General features: G+C 37.8%; 21 protein-coding genes, 1 tRNA gene and 1 other RNA gene. 5 read left to right on the top strand and 18 right to left on the bottom strand.

The genetic code is table 11. The features are described 5' to 3' along the window. Window positions 1-6: 6 nt before the first annotated feature. Window positions 7-1,185, bottom strand: coding sequence for an FprA family A-type flavoprotein (locus TTE_RS04825; RefSeq protein WP_011025372.1), 1,179 nt, complete (start codon window positions 1,183-1,185; stop codon window positions 7-9). Window positions 1,186-1,379: 194 nt separating this feature from the next. Between TTE_RS04825 and TTE_RS04820 the strand changes: the two genes are divergently transcribed. Then, window positions 1,380-2,732 carry a hypothetical protein gene (locus TTE_RS04820; RefSeq protein ID WP_011025371.1) on the top strand — a complete coding sequence of 451 codons (1,353 nt, stop codon included), beginning with the start codon at window positions 1,380-1,382 and terminating at the stop codon, window positions 2,730-2,732. A gap of 59 nt (window positions 2,733-2,791) precedes the next feature. Here TTE_RS04820 and sspI read toward each other — a convergent pair whose 3' ends face one another. Next, window positions 2,792-2,992 (bottom strand): small acid-soluble spore protein SspI, encoded by a 201-nt coding sequence (sspI, locus tag TTE_RS04815; protein ID WP_011025370.1) that lies wholly within the window; start codon window positions 2,990-2,992, stop codon window positions 2,792-2,794. Window positions 2,993-3,071: 79 nt separating this feature from the next. Next, window positions 3,072-3,338 carry a pro-sigmaK processing inhibitor BofA family protein gene (locus tag TTE_RS04810; protein ID WP_011025369.1) on the bottom strand — a complete coding sequence of 89 codons (267 nt, stop codon included), beginning with the start codon at window positions 3,336-3,338 and terminating at the stop codon, window positions 3,072-3,074. A gap of 158 nt (window positions 3,339-3,496) precedes the next feature. Here TTE_RS04810 and TTE_RS04805 point away from each other — a divergent pair, with 158 nt between their 5' ends. Then, on the top strand, window positions 3,497-4,306 hold the full coding sequence (locus TTE_RS04805; RefSeq protein ID WP_031314072.1) for an undecaprenyl-diphosphate phosphatase: 810 nt from the start codon (window positions 3,497-3,499) through the stop codon (window positions 4,304-4,306). 28 nt (window positions 4,307-4,334) lie between these two features. Here TTE_RS04805 and TTE_RS04800 read toward each other — a convergent pair whose 3' ends face one another. From TTE_RS04800 to TTE_RS04785, 4 genes are all read right to left on the bottom strand, one after another. Continuing rightward, window positions 4,335-4,862: an O-acetyl-ADP-ribose deacetylase gene (locus TTE_RS04800; protein ID WP_011025367.1), complete on the bottom strand. Its 528-nt coding sequence runs from the start codon at window positions 4,860-4,862 to the stop codon at window positions 4,335-4,337. A 49-nt stretch (window positions 4,863-4,911) separates the two neighbouring features. Continuing rightward, a complete protein-coding gene (locus TTE_RS04795) occupies window positions 4,912-6,138 on the bottom strand; it encodes an MFS transporter (RefSeq protein ID WP_009610980.1) in 1,227 nt (408 codons plus the stop codon). Window position 6,139: 1 nt separating this feature from the next. Next, window positions 6,140-6,871 (bottom strand): glycerophosphodiester phosphodiesterase, encoded by a 732-nt coding sequence (locus tag TTE_RS04790; protein WP_009610981.1) that lies wholly within the window; start codon window positions 6,869-6,871, stop codon window positions 6,140-6,142. A 66-nt stretch (window positions 6,872-6,937) separates the two neighbouring features. Then, the gene (locus tag TTE_RS04785; RefSeq protein ID WP_011025366.1) at window positions 6,938-8,626 is read right to left on the bottom strand and encodes a B12-binding domain-containing radical SAM protein; all 1,689 of its coding nucleotides are present in this window, start codon (window positions 8,624-8,626) and stop codon (window positions 6,938-6,940) included. Window positions 8,627-8,762: 136 nt separating this feature from the next. Between TTE_RS04785 and TTE_RS04780 the strand changes: the two genes are divergently transcribed. Then, the gene (locus tag TTE_RS04780; RefSeq protein ID WP_011025365.1) at window positions 8,763-9,989 is read left to right on the top strand and encodes a M48 family metallopeptidase; all 1,227 of its coding nucleotides are present in this window, start codon (window positions 8,763-8,765) and stop codon (window positions 9,987-9,989) included. A 26-nt stretch (window positions 9,990-10,015) separates the two neighbouring features. On the opposite strand, the gene TTE_RS04775 is transcribed toward TTE_RS04780, so the two are convergent. From TTE_RS04775 to TTE_RS04765, 3 genes are all read right to left on the bottom strand, one after another. Further along, complete coding sequence (locus tag TTE_RS04775; protein WP_031314071.1) at window positions 10,016-10,231, bottom strand: ATP-binding protein; 216 nt, start codon at window positions 10,229-10,231, stop codon at window positions 10,016-10,018. Between the two features lie 114 nt (window positions 10,232-10,345). Beyond that, on the bottom strand, window positions 10,346-10,936 hold the full coding sequence (locus TTE_RS04770) for an alpha/beta fold hydrolase (protein WP_011025363.1): 591 nt from the start codon (window positions 10,934-10,936) through the stop codon (window positions 10,346-10,348). A 12-nt stretch (window positions 10,937-10,948) separates the two neighbouring features. Further along, window positions 10,949-12,769: an FAD-dependent oxidoreductase gene (locus tag TTE_RS04765; RefSeq protein ID WP_011025362.1), complete on the bottom strand. Its 1,821-nt coding sequence runs from the start codon at window positions 12,767-12,769 to the stop codon at window positions 10,949-10,951. Between the two features lie 103 nt (window positions 12,770-12,872). Here TTE_RS04765 and TTE_RS04760 point away from each other — a divergent pair, with 103 nt between their 5' ends. Together TTE_RS04760 and TTE_RS04755 are read left to right on the top strand one after the other, a co-directional pair. Further along, on the top strand, window positions 12,873-13,757 hold the full coding sequence (locus TTE_RS04760) for a selenium metabolism-associated LysR family transcriptional regulator (RefSeq protein WP_011025361.1): 885 nt from the start codon (window positions 12,873-12,875) through the stop codon (window positions 13,755-13,757). Between the two features lie 125 nt (window positions 13,758-13,882). Continuing rightward, window positions 13,883-14,389 (top strand): type 1 glutamine amidotransferase domain-containing protein, encoded by a 507-nt coding sequence (locus TTE_RS04755; RefSeq protein ID WP_011025360.1) that lies wholly within the window; start codon window positions 13,883-13,885, stop codon window positions 14,387-14,389. Between the two features lie 55 nt (window positions 14,390-14,444). On the opposite strand, the gene TTE_RS04750 is transcribed toward TTE_RS04755, so the two are convergent. The 8 genes from TTE_RS04750 to TTE_RS04720 all read right to left on the bottom strand — a co-directional run bounded on the left by TTE_RS04750 (window position 14,445) and on the right by TTE_RS04720 (window position 22,816). After that, window positions 14,445-14,520, bottom strand: a tRNA-Ala gene (locus tag TTE_RS04750). A 230-nt stretch (window positions 14,521-14,750) separates the two neighbouring features. After that, window positions 14,751-15,101, bottom strand: a transfer-messenger RNA (tmRNA) gene (gene ssrA, locus TTE_RS13370). A gap of 3 nt (window positions 15,102-15,104) precedes the next feature. Further along, window positions 15,105-15,581: an SsrA-binding protein SmpB gene (gene smpB, locus TTE_RS04745; RefSeq protein ID WP_011025359.1), complete on the bottom strand. Its 477-nt coding sequence runs from the start codon at window positions 15,579-15,581 to the stop codon at window positions 15,105-15,107. Between the two features lie 109 nt (window positions 15,582-15,690). Beyond that, window positions 15,691-16,542, bottom strand: coding sequence for a KaiC domain-containing protein (locus TTE_RS04740; RefSeq protein WP_011025358.1), 852 nt, complete (start codon window positions 16,540-16,542; stop codon window positions 15,691-15,693). A 46-nt stretch (window positions 16,543-16,588) separates the two neighbouring features. Further along, window positions 16,589-18,715: a ribonuclease R gene (gene rnr, locus TTE_RS04735; protein WP_011025357.1), complete on the bottom strand. Its 2,127-nt coding sequence runs from the start codon at window positions 18,713-18,715 to the stop codon at window positions 16,589-16,591. Window positions 18,716-18,728: 13 nt separating this feature from the next. Next, window positions 18,729-19,280: an HD domain-containing protein gene (locus TTE_RS04730; RefSeq protein WP_011025356.1), complete on the bottom strand. Its 552-nt coding sequence runs from the start codon at window positions 19,278-19,280 to the stop codon at window positions 18,729-18,731. A 99-nt stretch (window positions 19,281-19,379) separates the two neighbouring features. Beyond that, window positions 19,380-22,007 carry a pyruvate, phosphate dikinase gene (gene ppdK, locus TTE_RS04725; protein ID WP_011025355.1) on the bottom strand — a complete coding sequence of 876 codons (2,628 nt, stop codon included), beginning with the start codon at window positions 22,005-22,007 and terminating at the stop codon, window positions 19,380-19,382. Next, window positions 22,004-22,816, bottom strand: a complete 813-nt coding sequence (locus TTE_RS04720) for a pyruvate, water dikinase regulatory protein (protein ID WP_011025354.1) — start codon at window positions 22,814-22,816, stop codon at window positions 22,004-22,006. The genes ppdK and TTE_RS04720 overlap by 4 nt, the downstream gene beginning before the upstream one ends.

The following is a 22,816-nucleotide window of genomic DNA, read 5'->3' as shown; positions in this document are numbered from 1 at the left end:
GATTTTTTACATAATTCCTGCTTCTTTGTGCCTTTTTACAATTTCCTCAGCAAGTGCATCAAGAGCTTTAAAGTCTTCTTCTTTTGGATAGCCTTTTATATATACTGAAGGAATAAATTCTACTTTTAAGTTACCAAACATCTGAGTAATCTGGTCTACAGCCTTGCTCCCCCAGTTGTAGGAGCCAATCACTGAAATGAATTTAACTTTAGGTTTCAAAGCATTTGTGAGATAAGCGGCGTAAACAGCCATTGGGTGTGGCCCTACCAGCACAGTAGGAGTGGCCATGACGACTGTGGCAGCATCCACTAAAGCCATTGCAAATTCTCCTATATCAGTTACAGAGAGGTCAAAAGGCTTTACAATAACTCCCCTCTCTACTAAAGCAGCCTCTAGATATTCTACCATTTTCTTTACACTGCCGTGCATTGTCACATAAGGGATTAACACAATGTTTTTAGGCTTGTCTAAAACCCATTCTCTGTACGCATTTAATATAAACTCGGGGTTGTTATAAACAGGCCCATGGCTTGGAGCTATTATTTCTATATCTAAATCCTTTATTTTCTCAAGGTGCTTTTCTATAAAGTTCCTAAAAGGCATCATTATTTCTGCATAGTACCTTTTAGCTGAATCATATACTTTACATTCATCTGTAGCATAAAGCTCAGAAGTCGCAAGGTGTGAACCTAAAAAGTCGCATGTAAAAAGTATCTTGTCTTCCACCAAGTAAGTGAACATCGTCTCAGGCCAGTGAACCCATGGGGCATGTATGAACTTGAGGGTTTTACCTCCAAGGTCTAAAGTATCTCCATCTTCCACAGTGATAAATTTGTCTTCAGGTATGGGAAGGAGATCTATTAGGAAAGTCTTAGCCTTTGGAGTGCACACCACCTTCGCCTCTTTATACTTTTCCAAAACTGCAGGGATACTGCCTGAATGGTCCTGCTCTGCGTGATGAGCTATTATATAATCAATCTTTTTCACATCTTTCAGTTGTTCCATCAAAATATATTCTGTCATCGGGTCAACAGTGTCCAAAAGCGCAACTTTCTCCTTGCCTTCTACCAGATAAGCGTTATAGCTAGTACCATCTGGCAGGGGAATTAACGAGTCAAACAACCTTCTCTCCCAGTGAACTGCTCCTATCTTGCTTACTCCCGGTTTTATGACCATTGCTTTCATACTATCCTCTCCTGTTTTTTATTCTCAAGTATATTATAACAAATGACAAAAAATAAATAAACACTTTTTCTTGAAAATTTTTATTATGTGCTTTATATTGCCATAATTTCAATTTAAAACCTAAATACTCCAGTATAAAAATGCAGAAAATTAGCTACCATATAAACTGTAAAAAAGAAAGGGAGTGAAAAAGTGTGGAGCTTACAGCATCTCAAATAGCTTACTTTATTGCAATTTTAGTTATACTTATACTTCTTTTAATGAGAAAAGATATAATCCTGCCTGTTATCATAGCAATTTTTGCAATTGGGCTTTTGGCTACAAAGGATGTGATAAAAGCAATACAAATAATTTACACTGCCATATTGGTTTCAGGAATACGCCTGTGGCACATAATAGTGATAATTTCCCTCATAATAGCTATGTCAAAAGCTCTGGACGACATAGGAGCAGACGTAATATTGACAAAACCTTTTATAAGGCATCTAAAAAGCCCCACGTATTCTTTCTGGATAATAGGTCTGTTTATGATGCTACTTTCTTTTTTCATGTGGCCTGCCCCTGCTGTAGGCCTCATAGGTACAGTATTGATAATTCCTTCATTAAAATCAGGCATTGACAAAGTTTCTTTAGCTTCCATAGTGTCCGTTTTTGGATTTGGCATAGCGCTTTCAGGAGATTTCTTTATACAGGGTGCTCCTTCAATAACAGCAAAAGCAGCGGGAATAAATACGCATCAGCTGGTTCAGAATATTCTGCCAATTTGGGCAGTATCTTCTGTCGTAGCTAGTGTATCTTTATATTTTTGTGTTCTTTATACATCAAAACACCATCCACCTTCAGAATACGTAGAGACAAAACCGATCCACGGGAGACCAGTTTCATTTAAAAGTTATACAGTATCAGTAATAGCAGTAGTGCTCTTTTTGATAGACGTTCTCATAATGATACTTTTTAAAATCCATTCCAGCGGAGCCACTGCCTTAATAGGTGGAACAGCCATAATTGTTTTAATAGCTTCTGCAGCAATTCAAGAAAATTTTCTGGATAAAACAAGAGATTACTTAAGAGAAGGTTTTTTAAACGGCATGAGGACCTTTGCCCCCGTTATAATAATAAGTGCATTCTTTCTGTTGGGAGAAACCAGTATGGCAAAGCAAGTAATAGGTCCTCATGCAAGAGGATATCTTGTAGACCTTGGAACTTACCTATCTCATCATATACCTCTTAATAAATACACTGCTTCCCTTTTGGAACTGGCAATGGGAATTCTCACGGGAATGTCTGGCTCGGGATTTTCAGGCCTTCCTTTAATAGGCGCTTTAGCAAAGACTTTTTCCTCAGCAGCTTTCCTCAACCCAGCTTTATTAGCTTCTATAGGACAGTTAGCTGCAGTCTGGACAGGAGGGGGTACATTAATACCCTGGAGCACAGCCGTAGTGTCAGCTGTAATAGATGTTGACTCCAGAAAAATATCTAAGAGAAATTTTATACCTGCAGTACTGGGGCTTATCTCAGCTTACATTGTAACAGTCATACTTTTATAAAAACTAGCCTGTTGATGAAGTATCAACAAATTAAGCCGAGGTAAAAAATACCTCGGCTTTCAAGATATCCCCCTCATTATCAGGTTCATCATGCTGTCCTTCTCCTCTTCAGTCATTTTCTCCCATGCAGCTTCAAATATCACCCCCAGTCCGGGAATTGCATTTTCATTTTTGCTGTCCACCACCTCCTGAATAAAACCTTTTATTTCTTCTTTTGACCTTCTCTTTAAATTTTCCAATACAGCTCTTTTTATGTCCATACACTACCTCCATATCCAAGGGTTTCAGTTATATAATTCCCAAAATAGAAAATAATAAACAAAAACTAAGAAGGGACTTTCATATCACGTGAAACATGTATTTTAATATCAGCAAAATTGCTATTCCTGCTATTCCAAAAACTCCTGTTATAAATGAAGTCACTATATTTACAGGCAGTTCCACATTAAAAAGTGCGCCAAAAAAATTAAAAAATAAAAGCATTATAAATCCTACAAGAGAGTTTAAGGCAAATTTTAAAAGCAATCTCAGTGATTTCCCCAAAACCCAAAGTATGAACACCAATATCAAGACTGCTATTATAAAAGAAAGAGTCCCTTCAACCATGAGTTTTCCCCCTCTACCTTTTTCTTAACTTAGTTCCAATTATAACACAGAAAACAGATTAAATTTAGATTAAATTTACATTTTCTTGATTGATTCCTCCATCATTATCATATAAAATAGATAGAGGTGACAAAAATTCTATATAAAGGGGTATGAAAATGGAGCTACTGATCAAAGCCTTTATAATGGGCATCGTAGAGGGATTAACTGAGTTTCTTCCAATCTCATCCACTGGCCACCTCATAATCGTCGGAAGTTTTATCAAATTTACAGGAAAGTTTGCTACAATGTTCGAAATTGTAATTCAGCTGGGAGCAATTTTAGCGGTAGTGTATTATTTTAAAGACAAAATTCTCTCCTCCCTTAAGGCTTTAAAGCCAGGAGAATGGGGATTTAATCTGTGGTATAAAACGTTCATAGCCTTTTTGCCTGCTGCGATAATTGGTATACTGACCCATCACTACATTGAAGAACATCTATTTTCTCCATTTACCGTAGCAATAGCCCTGATAGTAGGTGCAATAATGATGATAGTGATAGAAGATATATTCGGCAAAAAGTATAAAATTGATAACATGGACAAAGTAAGCACTTCTAAAGCTTTCTGGATTGGAGTAGCCCAAGTGATGTCTTTATTCCCAGGAATGTCAAGGTCTGCTTCCACTATAATGGGAGGAATGCTGGTAGGCCTATCAGTTAGAGCAGCTGCTGAATTTTCCTTTTTCTTGGCTATTCCCACAATGCTTGCTGCTACAGGCTTTGAACTTGTGAAAAACATTACCTCCATGTCATTACTAGAATGGGAAGCGCTGGCAGTAGGATTTATAATGTCCTTTATAACTGCTTTGATCGTAGTCGATAAATTTTTGGCCTACCTCAAAAGGCATGTTTTAAAACCTTTTGCGTATTATAGACTCCTAGTTGGAGTGCTAATGTTATTCTTAATCGCCCAAAAAATAGTAAAATAAAAAGGATAGGTCAAACCGCCTATCCTTTTTATTTATCCAGCTCTTCATAAGCTTTTGAATACACTTCATAATCTCTATCGCTGAAGAGAACAAATCTCACTTCTTTTATGCTACTTCCCTCAAGATAGTCAGAAACTACCCTTAAAGCTATTCTCGCTGCCCTTTCCACAGGAAAACCATAGGCTCCTGTGCTTATTGAGGGAAAAGCAATAGTTTTTACATTATATTCATCCGCCAATTTTAAGCTCTCTATGTAGGCACTTGCTAATAAATTATCTTCGTTATGATTGCCGCCTTTCCAGATAGGCCCTACAGCGTGAATGACATACTTGGCTTTCAAATTGCCTGCACCCGTTATAACCGCATGACCAGTCGGGCACCCTCCCTGCTTTTCCCTTATAACTTTAAGCTCCTCTGCAATAGCAGGACCTCCTGCTTTATGGATTGCTCCGTCTACCCCACCACCTCCAATCAAAGAAGAATTAGCTGCATTTACAATGGCATCTACTTCCTGGTCTACGATGTTCCCCTTTATCAATTTAATCTTCTCTTTCATCAGATCACCCTGATTTATAAATTTATTTTTGTGTACAGTTAAAATTATATCACAAAATCTCTGGCTTTTCACCTCTTTTACCAATAAGCCACAAAAACACAAAGGAAATAAAAACAGAAATTGAAGCTGCTAGAAAGAGTTTATTCACACCGATATAATCCATAATTGCGCCAAACGTAGAAGGAGTAACTATAGCCGCCAGTGAAGAAAAAAAGTAATAAAGTCCCGTGTAAGTTCCTATTTTTTCAGAAGAAGTATAACTTACGACAAGCGGATAAGAATTTATTGTAAAAAGAGCATTGAAAATTCCCGCAAAAGGCATTAAGATTTGAATAATCCTGAAATCCTTAACCACCATGAAAATCAAAAATAGTATCGCTTGCCCAAATGCGCCTATCATCATGGTTTTTCTCTTACCTATCTTCGAAGCAATAAATCCCGCTGGCAGTGCGAAAATCAAAAAAGCCAAAGCGTAAAACCCCATCGTAAAAGATGATACACTTTCATCAATTCCCAAAGCTATCTTACAGTACCTTGTAAAGAAAGTCTCAACTGCAGCAAAACCTGCTATCATCATAAAAATTGACAAAAGCGTGTAAAAGGGAGCTCTGTCCTCGTCCCTTACAACAGTTATAAGGGCTTTTATTATACTTTGCTTTTCTTTTCTTTCTTCAATAACAAAAGACTTAGGTTCCTTTATTGTCAAAAATAAAATTACAGGCACAATTATTGAAAGAATTCCTGAAAGAAAAAAGGGATAGGCTTTATTTAATTTATAAAGCTGGGAACCTATAAAAAATATTATTAAAGCCCCCAATCCTCCCATGAAATTTATTACCCCATTGGCCTTACTTCTGTGCTGCTCCTCAACAATATCTGGCATCAAGGCCACCAGCGGAGTCCTATAACTTGCAACGACAATATTAAACATGAGGTCAACGATAAGAAGAGCCCATAGCTTTGTCTGTAAGGGAAGCATTGCATACAAAATGCCAGCAACTGGCATACCAATTAGTATATAGGGCATTCGCCTGCCTATGGAAGTCCTCGTATTGTCACTTAAAGCTCCGAAAACAGGAAGTATAAAGAGATTAGCTATATTATCCCAGCTCATCACAAAACCGATCAATGTATTGCTTTTAGTAAAATTCCCGAGAAAAATGGGCATATAAGCATTATAAGCAGCCCATATCATAGAGACCACCATAAAACCAAGTCCTAAATTGAATATCTTAAAATAGTTTAGCGGTAGTTGATTGTTTTCATCAAAAACCATATTATCCCCCTTTCCTCACAAGATTTATCAAGGTCTCTGGGTCATCTGTGATAATCCCGTCTACACCAGCCTTTATCATTCTTTCCATGTCTTCCTTTCTGTCAACTGTCCAAGGAAATAATTTAACACCGTTTTTCTTGCAACCCTCAACAAGCTCGGGTATTATGTTGAAATAAAAAGGATGCAGCGAATAAGCTTCCATGCGAAGTGCCATGTGCCAAGGCTCTACAAGCCCACATTGGTATAAAAGACCTATCTTAAGATGGGGCGCCATTTTCTTTACATCTCTTAAGCTATAATGATTAAAAGAGGATATAATGACTCTCTCCTCAAAATTGTATTCTTTTATTGCTTTTATCAATTTTTCTTCAATTCCCGGATAAAGCACAATTCCACTTTTTATCTCTATATTTACAAGAAAGTCTTTATCTCCAATCAGTTCAAAAACCTCATACAAAGTAGGTATTCTCTCTCCCGCAAATTTCTCACCAAACTTTATACCTGCATCCAACTTCTTAATTTCTTCTAGCGTAAAATCTTTCACAAAGCCCTCTCCATTTGTCGTTCTGTCTACTGTTTCATCGTGGATCACCACAAGATGCCCATCCTTTGTAAGCTGTACATCCAGCTCAATACCATCCGCCCCCAATTCCATAGCCCTTTTAAAAGCAGCGATGGTGTTTTCAGGTACATTTTTAGAATCTCCCCTGTGCGCAATTACCAAAGTTTTCATAAAAATACCTCCCCAAGATTTACTTTACAGAAAAATTCTATCACACTTTTCTAAAAAAGCGAAATTTTATAATTCTATTTTTGCTAAATAGGTCTTCTTTTCACTGTGAAGAAAAATTATTATCAAATCTTTTTTCATCAAATTTTCCGTCACATCGTACTCAAAAAAAGCGTAAGAAACTCTTTTTGATAATTCAAGACTGGAAAGCCCTACGGCCTGCGGAAGGTTTTGTTTTAGCCATTCTTCATTTTTTAAGTAATCCCTAAACAGGTCAGGTATCTTTTTATCTTTTTCCTTTACACAGTCAGGCAAGTCCTTGGCATTAGTGGAGTATAAAAAGTCAAACTTCAACAAGTCCTTTATTATATTTTCTTCTAATCCAATGTTTTTAACACTAAAATCGTAAAGAACATTATAAAGAGCCTTTAACGAATGATTCTTATAAAAAAGCTTATTTTCTTTCCAGTACCTATAAAACTCAAAATACAAGTCAAAAGGCCTTTTAAAATACTTTTCTAAGTACTCGAGGGTTTTTAAAAATTTACCTGAGTTATAGTATTTGTCTATAAGAAACGCTATCCCTTTTAATATTACTAGCTCCTCATAGCTTATATCCTTTGTATACAAAACCTCATAAGGAGGTTTACTGTCATAAACTATCCCAAACTCCCCCACTTTTTTAGCCAGAGGAGTACCTTTTAAAATTTTTAAAAATCCCAACTGTATTTCTTCCGGTTTCAAATTGTACACATCGTCAAAAGCTTTGCTGAAAGTCTTTAAACTATCCTCAGGAAGTCCCGCTATTAAATCCACATGAAGCTTTATACCCGCTTTTTTTAAAAGCTCTATCCCCTTTAAAGCCATTTCAACAGCGGTAGTACGGGATATTTTTCTAAGTGTAACTTTATTAGTAGTCTGCACTCCCACTTCAAACTGAATCCTTCCCTTTAAATCTTCAAGCTCAGAGATAAACTCTTCGTTTACAAGTTCTGGATTCACTTCACAGTGAAATACCATCTCTCCTTCTATCCTTTTCATAATAGATAAAATCTCTCTGGCTCTTTTTCTGTTGGCATTAAAGGACCTGTCTACAAGCTTTAAAATCTTAACATTTTTGTTTGCAAACCATTTCAAATCTTTTTCTACCTTCTCTAAGCTCTCATATCTTAGCACATTGTCGATAGAGGAAAGACAGTACGCACATTTAAAAGGGCATCCCCTTGAAGTCTCATAATACACAAGCTTGTCAGATAAATCTTCTTCTTCATCGTACCCAATGGGAACCTCATCTAAGTTTACATAATATTTTTGCGGTTGAATTACTATTTCTTCCTCTACTTTATAGCCAATACCTGGAACTTCTTTTAAATCTTTTTTTCCTTCCAGCGCCTCCAATAACTCTTTAAAAGCAATCTCTCCCTCTCCAATGACTACATAGTCTACAAAGCCTTTTGATAATAGGTTTTCTACATCATAAGACGCTTCCGGGCCTCCCAATACCATCACTACGTTGGGAAGTATTTTCTTCATATTTTCAGCTAAATTAAGGGCAATTTCAATGTTCCAAATATAACATGAAATACCTACCACGTCTGGTTTCTTTTCAATTACGCTTTCCAGCATATAATCTGTACTGTCATTTATAGTAGCTTCAAAAATCTCTATATCATATGGCTGGCAAAATTTTTTTATATTTCTTATAGCCAAATTAGTGTGATAGTACTTGGCATTTATCCCAACTAGAAGAACTTTCATCTTCATCCCTCTCACTTACTTTCACTTACAACTATATGATATATACATTTTTTCAAAAAAGCAAACTGCTGGTACTACTTTCCTCTTTAATGATATATAATAATGTCAGATATCTTTTTTGAAAGGACTGAAGAAAATGGAATTTGTAAAATTCAACAAGTTATGGTTTTTGCTCATTTTAATTGCAGGAATATTCTCTTTTTTGTACCTTTATTATACATTATTTCCTGGAAATATACCCCATGATGTCTACAAATACTTTTCCCCTGCTGAAATCGCAAAAGCTCAAAAATATCACAAAATAAACCGCTTAATCTATATAAGTTCTTTCATGGCGAAGGCATTATTTTTAATATGGTTTACCTTTGGAAGAGGATCCCTTTTGTTTTCAAGATATACAGAAAAAGTTTCTTGTGGAAAATATTATTTGAATGTCTTTTTATACTTCATGGCTTTATGGTTAATCTTAAGATTAATTTCTCTCCCCTTCAGTTTAATAAACCATTTCGTCCAGGTGGAATGGGGATTTTCCGTTCAGACAATGGCCTCTTGGTGGAGTGACTATTTTAAAAGCAGTCTTTTAGATTTTATTTTTTCCTCCATTGGGGTACTGTTACTCTTTATATTTTTAAACAAATGGCCCATTACGTGGTGGATAGCCGCCTTTTTCTTCCTCACCGTCGTAATGTTTGCTCAAATTTACATATATCCAAACTTCATAGCTCCAATGTTTAATAAATTCACCCCAATCAAAGACCTTAAGATAATAAATATGGTACAAGAAATCTCTCGAAATGCAGGAATAAAAATAGATAAAATTCAAGAAATGGACGCAAGTAAACGCACAACGCTGGCAAACGCTTATTTTTATGGTTTTGGCAGCACAAGTAAAATTGTGCTTTACGATACGCTACTAAAAAATTATCCAGATGATGAAATAAAAGCGGTCATAGCCCATGAAGCAGGTCACTGGAAAGAAAATCATGTGCTAAAAAGCTTACTTATAGGTACAATCGGACTTTTCATAGGACTTTACTTACTTAATATTTTTATTCACTCAAGTATTACAATTCATCCCAATATTAAAATAACTCCAGCTGTGTTATCGGTAATATACTTGTTTATTTTGCTTATCAATTTTGACACAAATCCTATACAAAATTACATTTCAAGGCAGATGGAAAAACAGGCTGATTTACTATCCGTTGAATTCCTTCACAGCAAAGAACCTGTTATAAAACTTCAAATTGACCTCGCAAAAAGAAGTTTGTTGGACGTATCTCCTCCCCCTTTTATAGAATGGTTCTCTTACTCCCATCCCTCTACTATGCACAGGATTGAATTAGTAGAAAAAGCCAAATAAAAAGGAAGGCAGAATAGCCTCCCTTTTTACGAAGCCTTTTCTTTTTCTATAAGCTTGATTGCTCCAGGTCCACAATACCTCACGCATACACCGCAACCTGTACATTTTTCTTCATCAATACTTATGTTGACTCTAAAAGAAGTCCCCAGGATCACTCTAAAAGCTTTAAACCTACAACTTGCTGCAGCTGGACAAAAAGGTGATTTATCACATATCTTTTCATCAATTCTTGCTACTCTCATTTTTCTACCTCCAACAAAATACTCCCCTACTGTTGTGGGATGTTCTGTATACATTATACAGTATTTTTCGCATTTGTCAACTATAAAAAAAGAGATACCTTTAACGGTATCCCTTTATTCTCTAAAAAAATCTCCCAACACCTTAGAAAATTTCTTTGCATTGTCAAAATAACAAGTATGACCTGAATCTTCAAATACATATAGAGAACTTCCAGGAATATTTTCTTTTAACATCTCTGCAAACTCATAAGGAGCAATATTATCTTGCTTTCCCCACACAATCAAAGTTTTTACTTTTATGTCTTTTAATCTCTCCTTGTAGAGGTCCACGTTTATACTATCTACTACCGTCAGACTTTTCAGCATATTACTGTGTTTGAGTGCAAATCGCAATGATATTTCACCACTAAAAGAAGGACCTACCAAATGAAAGGGGGCTAAATTTAATTTACTTGCGAATTCAAACAGCACTTCTTCTTTTTCAAGTTCGCTCTCTTCTGAAGCCCCATACCCGGGCAATTCTAAGCATATGACTTTAAATCCTTTATTAGCCAAATTCTCAGCTATTCCTGAATTCACCCAATCGTAAGCAGTATATCTTTTGCCGTGGAGTAGCATTACAAGGTCTTGTGTGTCATCTCTTCCTAATTCTAAATAATGAATCTTACTGCCTTTTATATCAACATATTCTCCTTTTATCAACACTAGTCTCACCTCTCATATAAAAAGTGAAACTTCTGCCCCTTCCCTTATAGCCTCTACCGCAGATGCTACTTCTTTACAATCCCCAATGAAATAAATTCTCTCATCGCCTTTTAGTTCTGAAAATTCTTCATCTGAAACATTGCCAACCGCCAATACTACCGCCTCTACCTCAATTACATCAAATCTATCCTTTACCTTGTACATAAGTTTTCCTTTTGATATATCCTTCACTTCGGCATCAGTCACTATATTGACTTTCAAATTTTCCAGTCTTTGAAGAAGTAGCTTTTTCACCATCGGATATATTCCTTCGCCCACTTCACTTCTAATCTCAAAAACTGTCACCTTTTTCCCTTTCTCTGCCAAATATTCAGCCGTTTCAAGCCCTGTAAGTCCCCCTCCAATTATTGCTATATTTTTACCCTCTGGAATGTTGCCTTCTAGTACTTCAATGGCTGTAAGAGGTGCAATATCTGTATCTAAATTCATTTTTGCTGGTTTTGAACCAGTAGCTATAATAATTTTATCGTACTGCATTTCTTTAATATCTCGTAAAGATATTTTTGTATTTAAATTTATTTTCACATTGTACTTTTCTAAATCCCTTTTCAAATATTCAATAACTCTCCCAATCTCTTGCTTGTGAGGAGGAATTTGAGCAACATTTAACTGTCCTCCTAACCTATTCTCTTTTTCAAAAAGTGTAACATTGTGGCCTTTTCTTGCCAGATATTTAGCTGCAGACATTCCAGCAGGACCTCCGCCAATTACTGCTATATTTAGCGGTTTATCAGTTTTTACCTCAAACTCTCTTTCTCTTCCTACCTCTGGATTAATCATGCAAGAAACCGAAAGCCCTTTCTGTATATAAGCAATACAAGCTTGATTGCAGTGAATGCAATACCTTATATCTGTTTCTTCTCCCTTAATCAATTTCTCAGCCAAATCGGGATCTCCAATCAAACCTCTGGCAATACCTATAAAATCGGCTATTCTTTCCTCTAAAATCCTTTCCCAGTCGTAAACATCCCCTAACTTATTAGCAGCAATTACAGGAATACTAATACTTTCCTTTATCTTTTTAGTAAAAGGTAATAATGGTCTATCTTCTATCCCCATTGGAGAAATATGATACTCAGAAGTTGAAGACACTCCTGAAGATACATCTATAGCAGAAGCTCCATTTTTCTCCAGTATTTTGGCAAATTCAATACTTTCTTTTATATTGAATCCCCCATCCGTGAAATCATCTCCATTAATCCTGCAAATCACCGTAAAATCTGGTAGAGCATCTTTTATCTCTTTTAAGATTTCAACGGCAAATCTTACCCTTCCTTCTAAACTTCCCCCATACTCATCTTCTCTTTTATTTGTATTTGGTGACAAAAACTGACTTACAAACCATCCATGGGCAAAGTGCAGTTCTACTGCATCAAAATCCGCTTTCTTTGCTCTTATCGCTCCTCTGACAAAATCCTTCACAAAGTTTTTTATTTTTTCTTTTGGAAAATCTGTTGGTTTGTACTTTGGATTGTGCATTGCCAGTTGAATTGCTGCTTTAGCACCATTTTGATGTATTGCCTCTGCCAATTTGCTAAGACCTTCTATTTTATCATCTGCATCTATTCCTATTTGATTGGGAAAGAACTTGCCTAATGGATTTACGAAACTTGCTCCTACGATCACTAAAGCAACTGACCTTGACCTTCTTCTGTAGTACTCTATCTCTTTTTCTGTGACGTAGCCATCCTTTGACAAATTTGTAACGGTCGGAAGCATCACAATTCTATTTTTTAAATGTAACCCGCCTATTTTCCCTTCTTTTAAGAGCATTTTAAATCACCTCACCACATTTTATATTGTAGCGATTGAACAACTATAAGTAAAATAGTATAATTTTATTAAATACATAAGCATATACTTATGAGGTGATTTTATGAATTTACGCCAGCTAAAAATTTTTCTAACTGTATGCCAAGAAGGAAGCATGTCAAAGGCAGCCAAAAAACTGTACATGACTCAACCTTCCATAAGCCAGACTATAGGTGAATTAGAACAAGAGCTAAATATAAAATTGTTTGAAAGGATTAACAAACATCTCTACCTCACTTATCCAGGCGAAATTTTAAGAGAATATTCAAAAAGAATAATCTCTTTACTTGAAGAAGCTGAAAATACCCTCTTAGACATTTCAAATTTAAAAACTGGAAAACTTCGCGTAGGTGCAAGTACAACTATAGGAACTTATTTAATTCCAAAAATACTCAGTGAGTTCCGCAAAAAATACGAAAATACCTCTATATTTTTTAATATTGACAACACAGCAGTAATAGAAAAGCAAATTTTAGAAAATTCTATAGATATAGGAATTGTAGAAGGTCCCATTCATTCACAAGATATCATTATAGAACCTTTTATAGAAGATGAATTATACCTTGTATGTTCCAAAGGCCACAGATGGGCTTTAAAAAAAGTAATAGAGCCGTGGGAAATTGAGGAGGAAGAATTAATTATTCGTGAAAAGGGAAGTGGCACAAGAGAAGTTTTTGAAACAATAATGTCCGCCAACAACTTAAAATACCATATAAAACATGTACTTAACAATACAGAAGCCATAAAAAAAGCCGTTGAATTAAATATGGGCGTATCAGTTCTTTCAAAACTTGCCGTATCAGAAGAGCTCAAAAAAGGCACCCTTGTAAAAATAGAAATAGAGGGTATAAAGTTCAAGAGAATGTTCAATATAATCTATCACAAGGATAAATACTTCTCCCCTACGTTTAAAGCTTTTATGGAGTATTTAAAGAGCGGTAGGAGATAAAATTAAAACAACCATCTTTGAAGGCCAAGAAATAGATTTAGATGTATTTAGCCATTAATGGGATTGACATAAGTATCCAATAAGGCTAAAATAAAGACAAACCATGAACAAACGAGGTGGTTTAAATGAAAAGAGTAGCCATTTTAATTGAAAACCTCTATGAAGAGCCCGAGCTTTTATATCCATACTACAGATTGAAAGAAGAAGGGTATGAAGTTCACCTAGTGGGGACAGAAAAAGATAAAGTGTACACAGGCAAATATGGTTATCCTATGAAAAGCACTCACGCATCAAAAGAAGTAAAAGCCGATGATTATGATGCTGTGGTAATACCAGGAGGTTATTCTCCGGACCACATGAGAAGGTGCCAGGATACTGTAAATTTCGTTAAAGAGATGTGCCAACAGCAAAAAATAATTGCTGCGATATGCCATGGACCCTGGATGATGGCTTCAAGCTGCGACTTAAAAGGTAAAAGAGTCACAAGCTTTTTCTCAATAAAGGATGACTTAATAAATGCAGGAGCTCAGTACGTAGACGAAGAAGTAGTAATAGATGGAAATCTAATAACCTCTAGAACTCCCAATGATTTAGTAGCTTTTGTAAAAGCTATAATTGAAAAACTGAAATAAGAATACCAAAAAAGGGTTCTGGTACTTTATATGTACCGAGAACCCTTGATTTTTCTGGTGGAGCTGATGGGACTTGAACCCACGGCCTCCACAATGCCATTGTGGCGCTCTCCCAACTGAGCTACAGCCCCAAGTCTATGTGAAATTGCCACTGCGATTAATATTATAGCACAAACTCAATCGTTTGTCTATAATAGAGAAAATCGAACGCCTCTATTAGTTTTGCATATACTACAAGTATGAACTATTACACTTCAAAGAAGGTGATAGCAAAATGCATTTTTGCTCGAAGAAGATAATGAAAAAAGATAAACTGATTCACTTTGCGGTTATACCGTAAAGTGGATCAGTTTATCTTTTATGGTGGAGGTGCGGGGATTCGAACCCCGGTCCGAAGGCGTCCCGGTAAAAGCTTCTCCGAGCGCAGTCGCTGTTTTAGCTTTCCCTCAGCGGTTCTCCCAGCGACAGGATAACCGCTTCGGTAGCCTCATTATTCCGGTTTTGCCCCGAGGCGCAGGCAAAACCAGTTCCCCACTCTTTTGACGCCCAGTCCTGAAACGTGGGCATTTCAGGCTGGACGGCCGCCTTTAATTAGGCAGCGTAAGCGAGTTCTCTGTCTGCGTTTATTTTTTTCCACCTTTTTTACGAGCTGGTGGAGAACTCGGCTCGCTACTTTTACCTCGACCGCCCCCGTCGAAACCAACACACCCCCACGTTAAATGCCAAGCTGTTTTTCCTTAAACTGCTTCTCTAATTCTCTTTTTGCATCTCTTCTTGCAATGTCTTCTCTTTTGTCAAAGAGCTTCTTACCTTTTGCAACAGCCAATTCCACCTTCACAAGGCCTCTTTTGAGGTACACTTTAGTAGGAATTAGAGTGTATCCCTTTCTTGACACATATCCTGAAAGTTTATTTATCTCGTGCCTGTGGAGCAAAAGCTTTCTTGGCCTTAAAGGATCTTTATTGAAGATGTTACCTTTTTCATAAGGGCTTATGTGCATGTTATAAAGTATAACTTCATTGTTCTCTACTCTTGCAAAGCTGTCTTTTAAATTTACCTTACCCTGCCTTACAGATTTAACTTCTGTCCCCACAAGTTCTATACCCGCTTCATAGGTTTCTTCGATGAAGTAGTCATGAAAGGCTTTCCTGTTCTGGGCAATTATTTTTATCTCTTCCTTTTCTTTTGACAAAGTCCCAACACCCTCTTTAGGAGAAAATTGCCCTATTTGTGTGTCACAAATAGGGCCCTTTGCTGTCGCTATTATATTATAGCACATTTTTAATCCCTGTCAAGTGCAATTATTTTTCACTCAAAGCTTTTCCCACTTTGACTATGCCTAAATCATCTATGTGAAGAATATGCACTCTAGTATCATGCCCACACATCCTGCATCCGTCAATCCTTATAGTCCTCACCACTTCTCCTGGCGAAACTCCATATGAAGAAGCAGTAGTTCTGCTGGCTACAATTTTTGCTAATACTATATTACAGTCCAGTATATGGGATACGGCGTATCCGCCTGCAGCTTCTGAAGATAACTCTTCATGGCTGCTTCTTTTCTGAGATATAAATATAGCTGTCTGATAATTATCTTTCATTACCTCATAAAGCCTTCTCACCAATTTTCTCGCAACCATTTCCTGCCCTTCATAAAGCCCGGTGATGGAGTCTATCACGCAAGCTTTTATATTTTTTTCTCTTATTATATCCCCAAGCTTGGTGGTAAGCTCATCTACACTGCTTTTAAGCTCAGTTTGATGTGAAAGGTCAAGGAGGTAAATCGAATTTTCAATTTTTCCCCATTCAATTCCCAAGCCCTTACAGCGCTGTTTCAAACCTTGCACAGTAAAAACCGCCGGGACTTCTACTGTAACAAAAAGCACATTATATCCTCTCGCCGCCTGCGTTATGGCAAACTGCTGCCCCATGAGAGTTTTCCCTGTGTCGGGCACTCCTGCTAAATGAATCACAGAAGCTGAGGGAAGCCCTTGAAGGGGTACCCTGACTATCTCCCCTTCTTCAATTTCCGCCGTATAAAAGAGCTCATCAAGTCCGGGAATTCCAGAAGGTATGCCAAAAAGTTTAGGGGTCTTAGCAGCAACATCTCGCAAGAGTATCACTTGCACCGTTGCCACCTCCCCCATTTCCATATATTATCTCTCCATATATTATTTTATATTTATTTCAAAAAATTTGTCAACTATCTTCTTCTACCAGTACAAAATCTATCTCCCTATTATCCACATCTACATGGGCTACTTTAACGTAAACTTCTTTCCCTATAGAGTACACCTTTTTTGTCCTTTCCCCTACCAGAACATATCTTTCAGGGTCAAATACATAGTAATCATCTTCCAATGACGCTACATCCACCAATCCCTCAACGGTGTTATCGAGTTCTACAAAAAAGCCGTAACTGGTGACATTGGAAATTATGCCTTTGTACACATTTCCTACTTTATCTGCCATGTATTCCACTTTTTTGAGCTCCTCTATCTCTCTTTCTGCGGCTTCCGCAGCTCTTTCCCTTTCTGAGGCTCTTGCTGCAATATCCTCAAGGATCCTATTGTAATGTCTCTGCCTTTTTTCTGTAAGTTTTCCATTTATGTATTCTTTTATTATCCTGTGAATCACAAGGTCTGGATATCTCCTTATAGGAGAGGTAAAATGAGTGTAATACTTTGCTGCCAAAGCGTAATGCCCTATGTCTTCAGGACTGTACCTTGCTCTTTTCAAAGAGCGCAAGAGAAGAGTCTCTACTACTTTTTGTTCACTTTTCCCTCTGACCTGCCTTATGAGGTCCTGCAAAGCTTTGGGATGAATTTCTCCGCCTTCTACTCCCTTTATATGATATCCCAGGTTGTGGATGAATTTATTAAAAGCTAGTAGTTTCTCTATATCAGGATGCTCGTGAATCCTGTAGACAAAAGGAACGTTTAACCAATGCATGTGTTCAGCTACCGTCTCATTGGCTGCCAGCATGAATTCTTCAATTATTTTGTGGGCAATATTTCTCTCTACCTTTACAATATCTACAGGTCTTCCCTTTTCATCCACAATCACTTTAGCTTCCGGGAAGTCAAAGTCCACACTCCCCCTTCTCTTTCTTTTTTCTAAAAGCACAAGTGCCAGTTCTTTCATTAGCTTAAAGTCTTCTACAAGATGGGAATACCTTTTTATCAGCTCTTCGTCATTTTCTTCAAGAATTTTATAAACGCTGGTGTAAGTCATTCTCTCTTTGCTCTCTATTATGCTCTCAAAAATATCGTGGTCTACTATCTCTCCCCTTGTATTTATTTCCATTTTAACCGTGAGGCTCAACCTTTCTTCTCCCGGATTCAAACTGCATATGCCATTTGAAAGCTTTGGAGGAAGCATAGGTATCACTCTGTCGAGAAAGTAAACGCTACAACCCCTTCTAAGAGCTTCTTTGTCAAGATTTGTACCTTCTTTAACGTAATGGCTGACATCTGCTATACTGACATACAAGAGATAATTGCCGTTTGGAAGTCTTTCCACATAAACAGCGTCGTCCAAGTCTTTCGCATCTTCTCCATCAATAGTGACAAATTTTAATTTTGTGAGGTCAACCCGCCTCTTTTTTTCTTTTTCCGGTATCTCCTCTGGAAGTTCTTCCGCTTCTTTTAGAACCTCTTTAGGAAATGTCTCCGGAATGTCATAAGACCTCAAAATTGACTTTACGTCTATCCCCGGATCTCCTTTGTACCCTAAAACTTCTATTATTTCTCCTTCAGGACTTCTTCTTCCCTCAGGCCATTTAGTAATTCTTACTACTACTTTCATTCCAGTTTTAGCGCCTTTATCTTCCCCTTTTGGAATGAATACATCTTGATGTATCTTTTTATTATCCGGTATCACAAAGCCAAAATTTTTATTTTTTTCGTAAGTTCCGACAATTGTCGTATTAGCTCTTTTTAAAATTTTTACTACTTCGCCTTCTTGGCTTTTCCCTTCAGCACCTTCTATGACCCTTACAAGAACTAGATCTCCATCCATTGCTCCGTTCATCCCGCTAATAGGTATAAATATGTCTTTAATTCCCTGCTCTTCAGGAATTAAAAACCCATACCCTCTAGGATGTCCATCTATTCTCCCTCTTACAAGGCCAAGCCTTTCTGGAAGGGCATATTTACCTCTTTTAGTTTTAAATACCAGTCCTTCTTTCTCCATTTCTTTCAAAGTAGCTTCTAATATTTTTCTCTGGTTGTAGTCTATGTGCAGCATGTCCATTATTTCCTCAATTTTGGAAGGTTTGTAATCTTCTTCTCTTAAAAGTTGCAATAACCGTTCCTTTATCTTCATTACACCTCATACCTCACAGTCCTATTTGTTCTGCAATTTCTTTCATGGAATTTAGACCTATCTCCAAGAATTCATCTAAAGAAATCCCCAATTCTTCGCAGGTCTTTATCTGATCTCTGTTGGCACCTTTTGCGAAAGTCTTATCCTTAAATTTTTTCTTTAAAGAGCTTACCTTTACCTCTTCTAATTTTCTTGAAGGCATAACATAAGCGGTAGCTACAATAAGCCCTGAGAGAGGATCTGCTGCAAAAAGCGCCTTATCCAGTAACGTCTTTCTCTCAACACCGTGAATTTCGTTGTGAGCGATTACCGCTTGAACAATTTCTTCATCAAATCCCAGCTCTTTTAGGATTTCTCCTCCTCTTATGCTGTGTAGCTCTGGATTGTCCTTTGTCTCTTCATAGTCGATGTCATGGACTATTCCTGTAACCACCCATTTTTCCACGTCCTGTCCAAGCCTTTTAGCAAGTCCTCCCATTATAGCACCTGTAGCTATCATATGGTTGATAAGGGTTTCGTCCGACACATACTCCTTGACTAAAGCTAATGCTTTTTCTCTGTCCAATTTTAATCCCTCCATTATTAAATTGCCATTTTTACTTAATATTATAACATGTTCTCTGAAAAAACAATACAAAGGCAGCGCAAAAGCTGCCTTTGTAAGTTAATTTCCGTATTTTATAGCTGCCTGTGCAGCTGCCAATCTTGCAATAGGCACTCTGTAAGGTGAAGCAGATACATAGTCTAATCCCACTCTGTGGCAGAACTCTATGGAAGATGGGTCTCCACCGTGCTCTCCGCATATTCCTACTTCGAGGTCTGGTCTCGTCTGCTTGCCAAGCTTTGTGCCCATCTCTACAAGTTTGCCTACACCTTCCTGATCTAACTTTTCAAATGGGTCAAATTCGTATATCTTTTTCTCATAGTAAGTCTCCAAGAATTTACCAGCGTCATCCCTTGAGAATCCGAAGGTCATCTGAGTTAAGTCGTTTGTACCAAAGGAGAAGAATTCAGCTTCTTTAGCGATCTTATCTGCAGTTAATGCTGCTCTTGGCACTTCTACCATTGTACCTACAAGGTATTTTAGTTCAATACCACTTTGTTTTATTATTTCATCTGCTACTTTTACAATTATGTCTTTCAAGTACTTGAACTCTTTCAATTCGCCCACAAGTGGTATCATTATCTGGGGTTTGACGTCTTTGCCGGTTCTCTTCTTCACATTTATTGCAGCCTCTATTATAGCTCTAGTCTGCATTTCAGCTATCTCAGGATATGTTACGGCCAATCTACATCCTCTGTGTCCAAGCATTGGATTGAACTCTTTCAGGCTCTCTACTGTAGCCTTTAATTCTTCGAATGGAACGCCCATGTCTTCAGCAAGTTCCCTTATTTCCTCGTCAAGGTGTGGCAAGAATTCGTGAAGTGGTGGGTCCAAAAGCCTTATAGTAACAGGATATTCGCCCATTATCTCAAACAGCTGTTCAAAATCTGACCTCTGCATAGGCAGTATCTTCTCTAATGCCTTTCTCCTCTGCTCCTCTGTCTTGGCTATAATCATCTCTCTCATAGCAGGAATTCTTTCTTCATCAAAGAACATGTGCTCTGTCCTAGCAAGTCCAATTCCCTCTGCGCCAAATTCAAGAGCAATCTTTGCATCTCTTGGCGTGTCCGCATTTGCTTTGACTCTCAGTCTTCTGTACTTGTCTGCCCAGCCCATCAGTATAGCAAAGTCTCCGCTTATTTCAGGTGTCACTGTCTTTATTTCTCCGATGTACACATTGCCAGTGCTACCATCTATTGATATGTAGTCTCCTTCGCGCACAACTATATCGCCAATTCTCATTACCTTCGCCTGCTCGTCTATTCTCGCATCTCCACATCCAACTACGCAGGGAGTACCCATTCCTCTTGCTACAACAGCAGCGTGAGATGTCATTCCACCGCGAGTTGTGAGTATTCCTTCTGCGGAGGCCATACCTTCAATATCGTCAGGAGAGGTCTCTGTCCTTACAAGTATTACCTTTTCTCCCGATTTTGCAGCAGCAACTGCTTCATCAGCTGTAAAGTACACCTTTCCTGAAGCAGCACCAGGAGATGCAGGCAATCCTTTGGCAACAGGTTTGGCAGCCTTTAACGCTTCTGGCTCAAAAGTAGGATGCAAGAGCTGGTCTAGCTGTTTTGGATCTACTCTTAATACAGCTGTCTTTTCGTCAATTAGGCCTTCTCTTACAAGGTCAACAGCTATCTTTATAGCGGCCTGAGCAGTTCTCTTACCATTTCTTGTCTGTAGCATGTAGAGTTTTCCTCTTTCAATGGTAAACTCTATATCCTGCATGTCTTTGTAGTGTTTCTCCAGCTTCTCAGCAATTTCTACAAACTGGTTATAAACTTCTGGCATTGTCTCTTTCAAGGTAGAAATTGGTTGAGGCGTTCTTATACCTGCAACCACGTCTTCGCCCTGAGCGTTCATCAAGAATTCACCAAATAGAGCTTTTTCACCAGTTGCGGGATTTCTTGTGAATGCAACGCCAGTACCAGAATCGTTACCCATGTTGCCAAATACCATTGATTGCACGTTTACTGCTGTTCCCCAGTCGCTCGGTATATCATTTAACCTTCTGTAGACTATAGCTCTCGGGTTGTTCCAGGACCTGAAAACAGCCTTCACAGCTTCCAAAAGCTGCTCTTGAGGGTCCTGTGGGAAGTCTACTCCCTTTTCCTGTTTATATAATTCTTTGAATCTCTTTACAACTTCTTTTAAATCCTCTGCTGTAAGGTCTGTGTCAAACTTAGCACCTCTTTTTTCCTTGATCTCATCTAAAATAGCTTCAAATTTGTTCTTGTCAATCCCCATAACTACGTCGGAGAACATCTGGATGAACCTTCTGTAGCTGTCATAAGCAAATCTCTCGTTGTTAGTTGCTCTTGCAAGGCCCTCTACGGTCTCGTCGTTCAAGCCAAGGTTTAAAATGGTATCCATCATTCCAGGCATTGAAACCCTTGCGCCGGACCTGACAGATACGAGAAGCGGGTTATTTGGGTCTCCAAATTTTTTCCCAGTAACCTCTTCTAACTTCTTCATGTACTCATGAATCTGCTCAACTATCTCTGGTGCAATTGTCTCCCCATCTTCATAGTATCTTGTACAAGCCTCTGTGGTAACTGTAAACCCTGGCGGAACAGGTAATCCCAATCTCGTCATTTCGGCTAAATTTGCACCTTTTCCTCCCAAGAGGTCTCTCATTGAGGCGTCGCCTTCATTGAAAAAATACACATATTTTTTAGTCATGTACTCTCTCCTCCTCTTAACACGTTTAATATTATGTTAGCTGTCTCCTCTACAGCCTTATTGGTGACATCTATCACTGTGCAGCCTAACTTTTGCATCACCTCCTCAGCATACTGTATCTCCTTTTTAACCCTTTCTTCTGTAGCGTAAAGAGCATTGTCATTAAGGCCTAGAGATTTAAGCCTTTCTTTTCTTATTTTCACCAAAACTTCAGGGTCTATAGTAAGTCCAAAGATCTTCTTGGGATTTATTTCAAAAAGCTCCCTCGGCGGGTCAATCTCAGGAACCAGAGGCAAATTGGCAGCCTTTATATATTTGTGAGCCAAGTACATGCAAAGGGGAGTTTTAGAAGTCCTTGATACTCCTATCACAACCACATCTGCTAATAGTATTCCCATCGGGTCTTTTCCATCATCATATTTTACTGCAAATTCTATCACTTCTATTTTCTTTAGATAGTCCTCTTTGCTGTCCCTCAAAAGCTCTGTATGGGGTGATATGCCAGTGCTGTCCTCTATAGCATCTATAACTGGTCCCATTACATCAACTATCTTTATTCCAAATTTCTGGGCCTTCTTTTGGAGATATTCTTTTAGCTCTTTTACTACCATTGTGTGTATTATTATGCTGTTTGAATCATTAGCTGCTTCCATTACAATATCTTCAATTTGGTTAATATCCCCGACATAGGAATACTTCTTTATTTTTTCAATAAAAGTATCAAAATGAGCAGCAGCAATGCTTGCGATGTTCTCCGCAGTGTCTACATTGGAATCAGACACTAAGTATATCGATACTCCTTCTTGCAT

This window comes from Caldanaerobacter subterraneus subsp. tengcongensis MB4 (assembly GCF_000007085.1).
Taxonomy (GTDB): domain Bacteria; phylum Bacillota; class Thermoanaerobacteria; order Thermoanaerobacterales; family Thermoanaerobacteraceae; genus Thermoanaerobacter; species Thermoanaerobacter subterraneus.
Note: the sequence above shows the minus strand (reverse complement) of the source record. Positions and strands in the feature narration are given on the sequence as shown.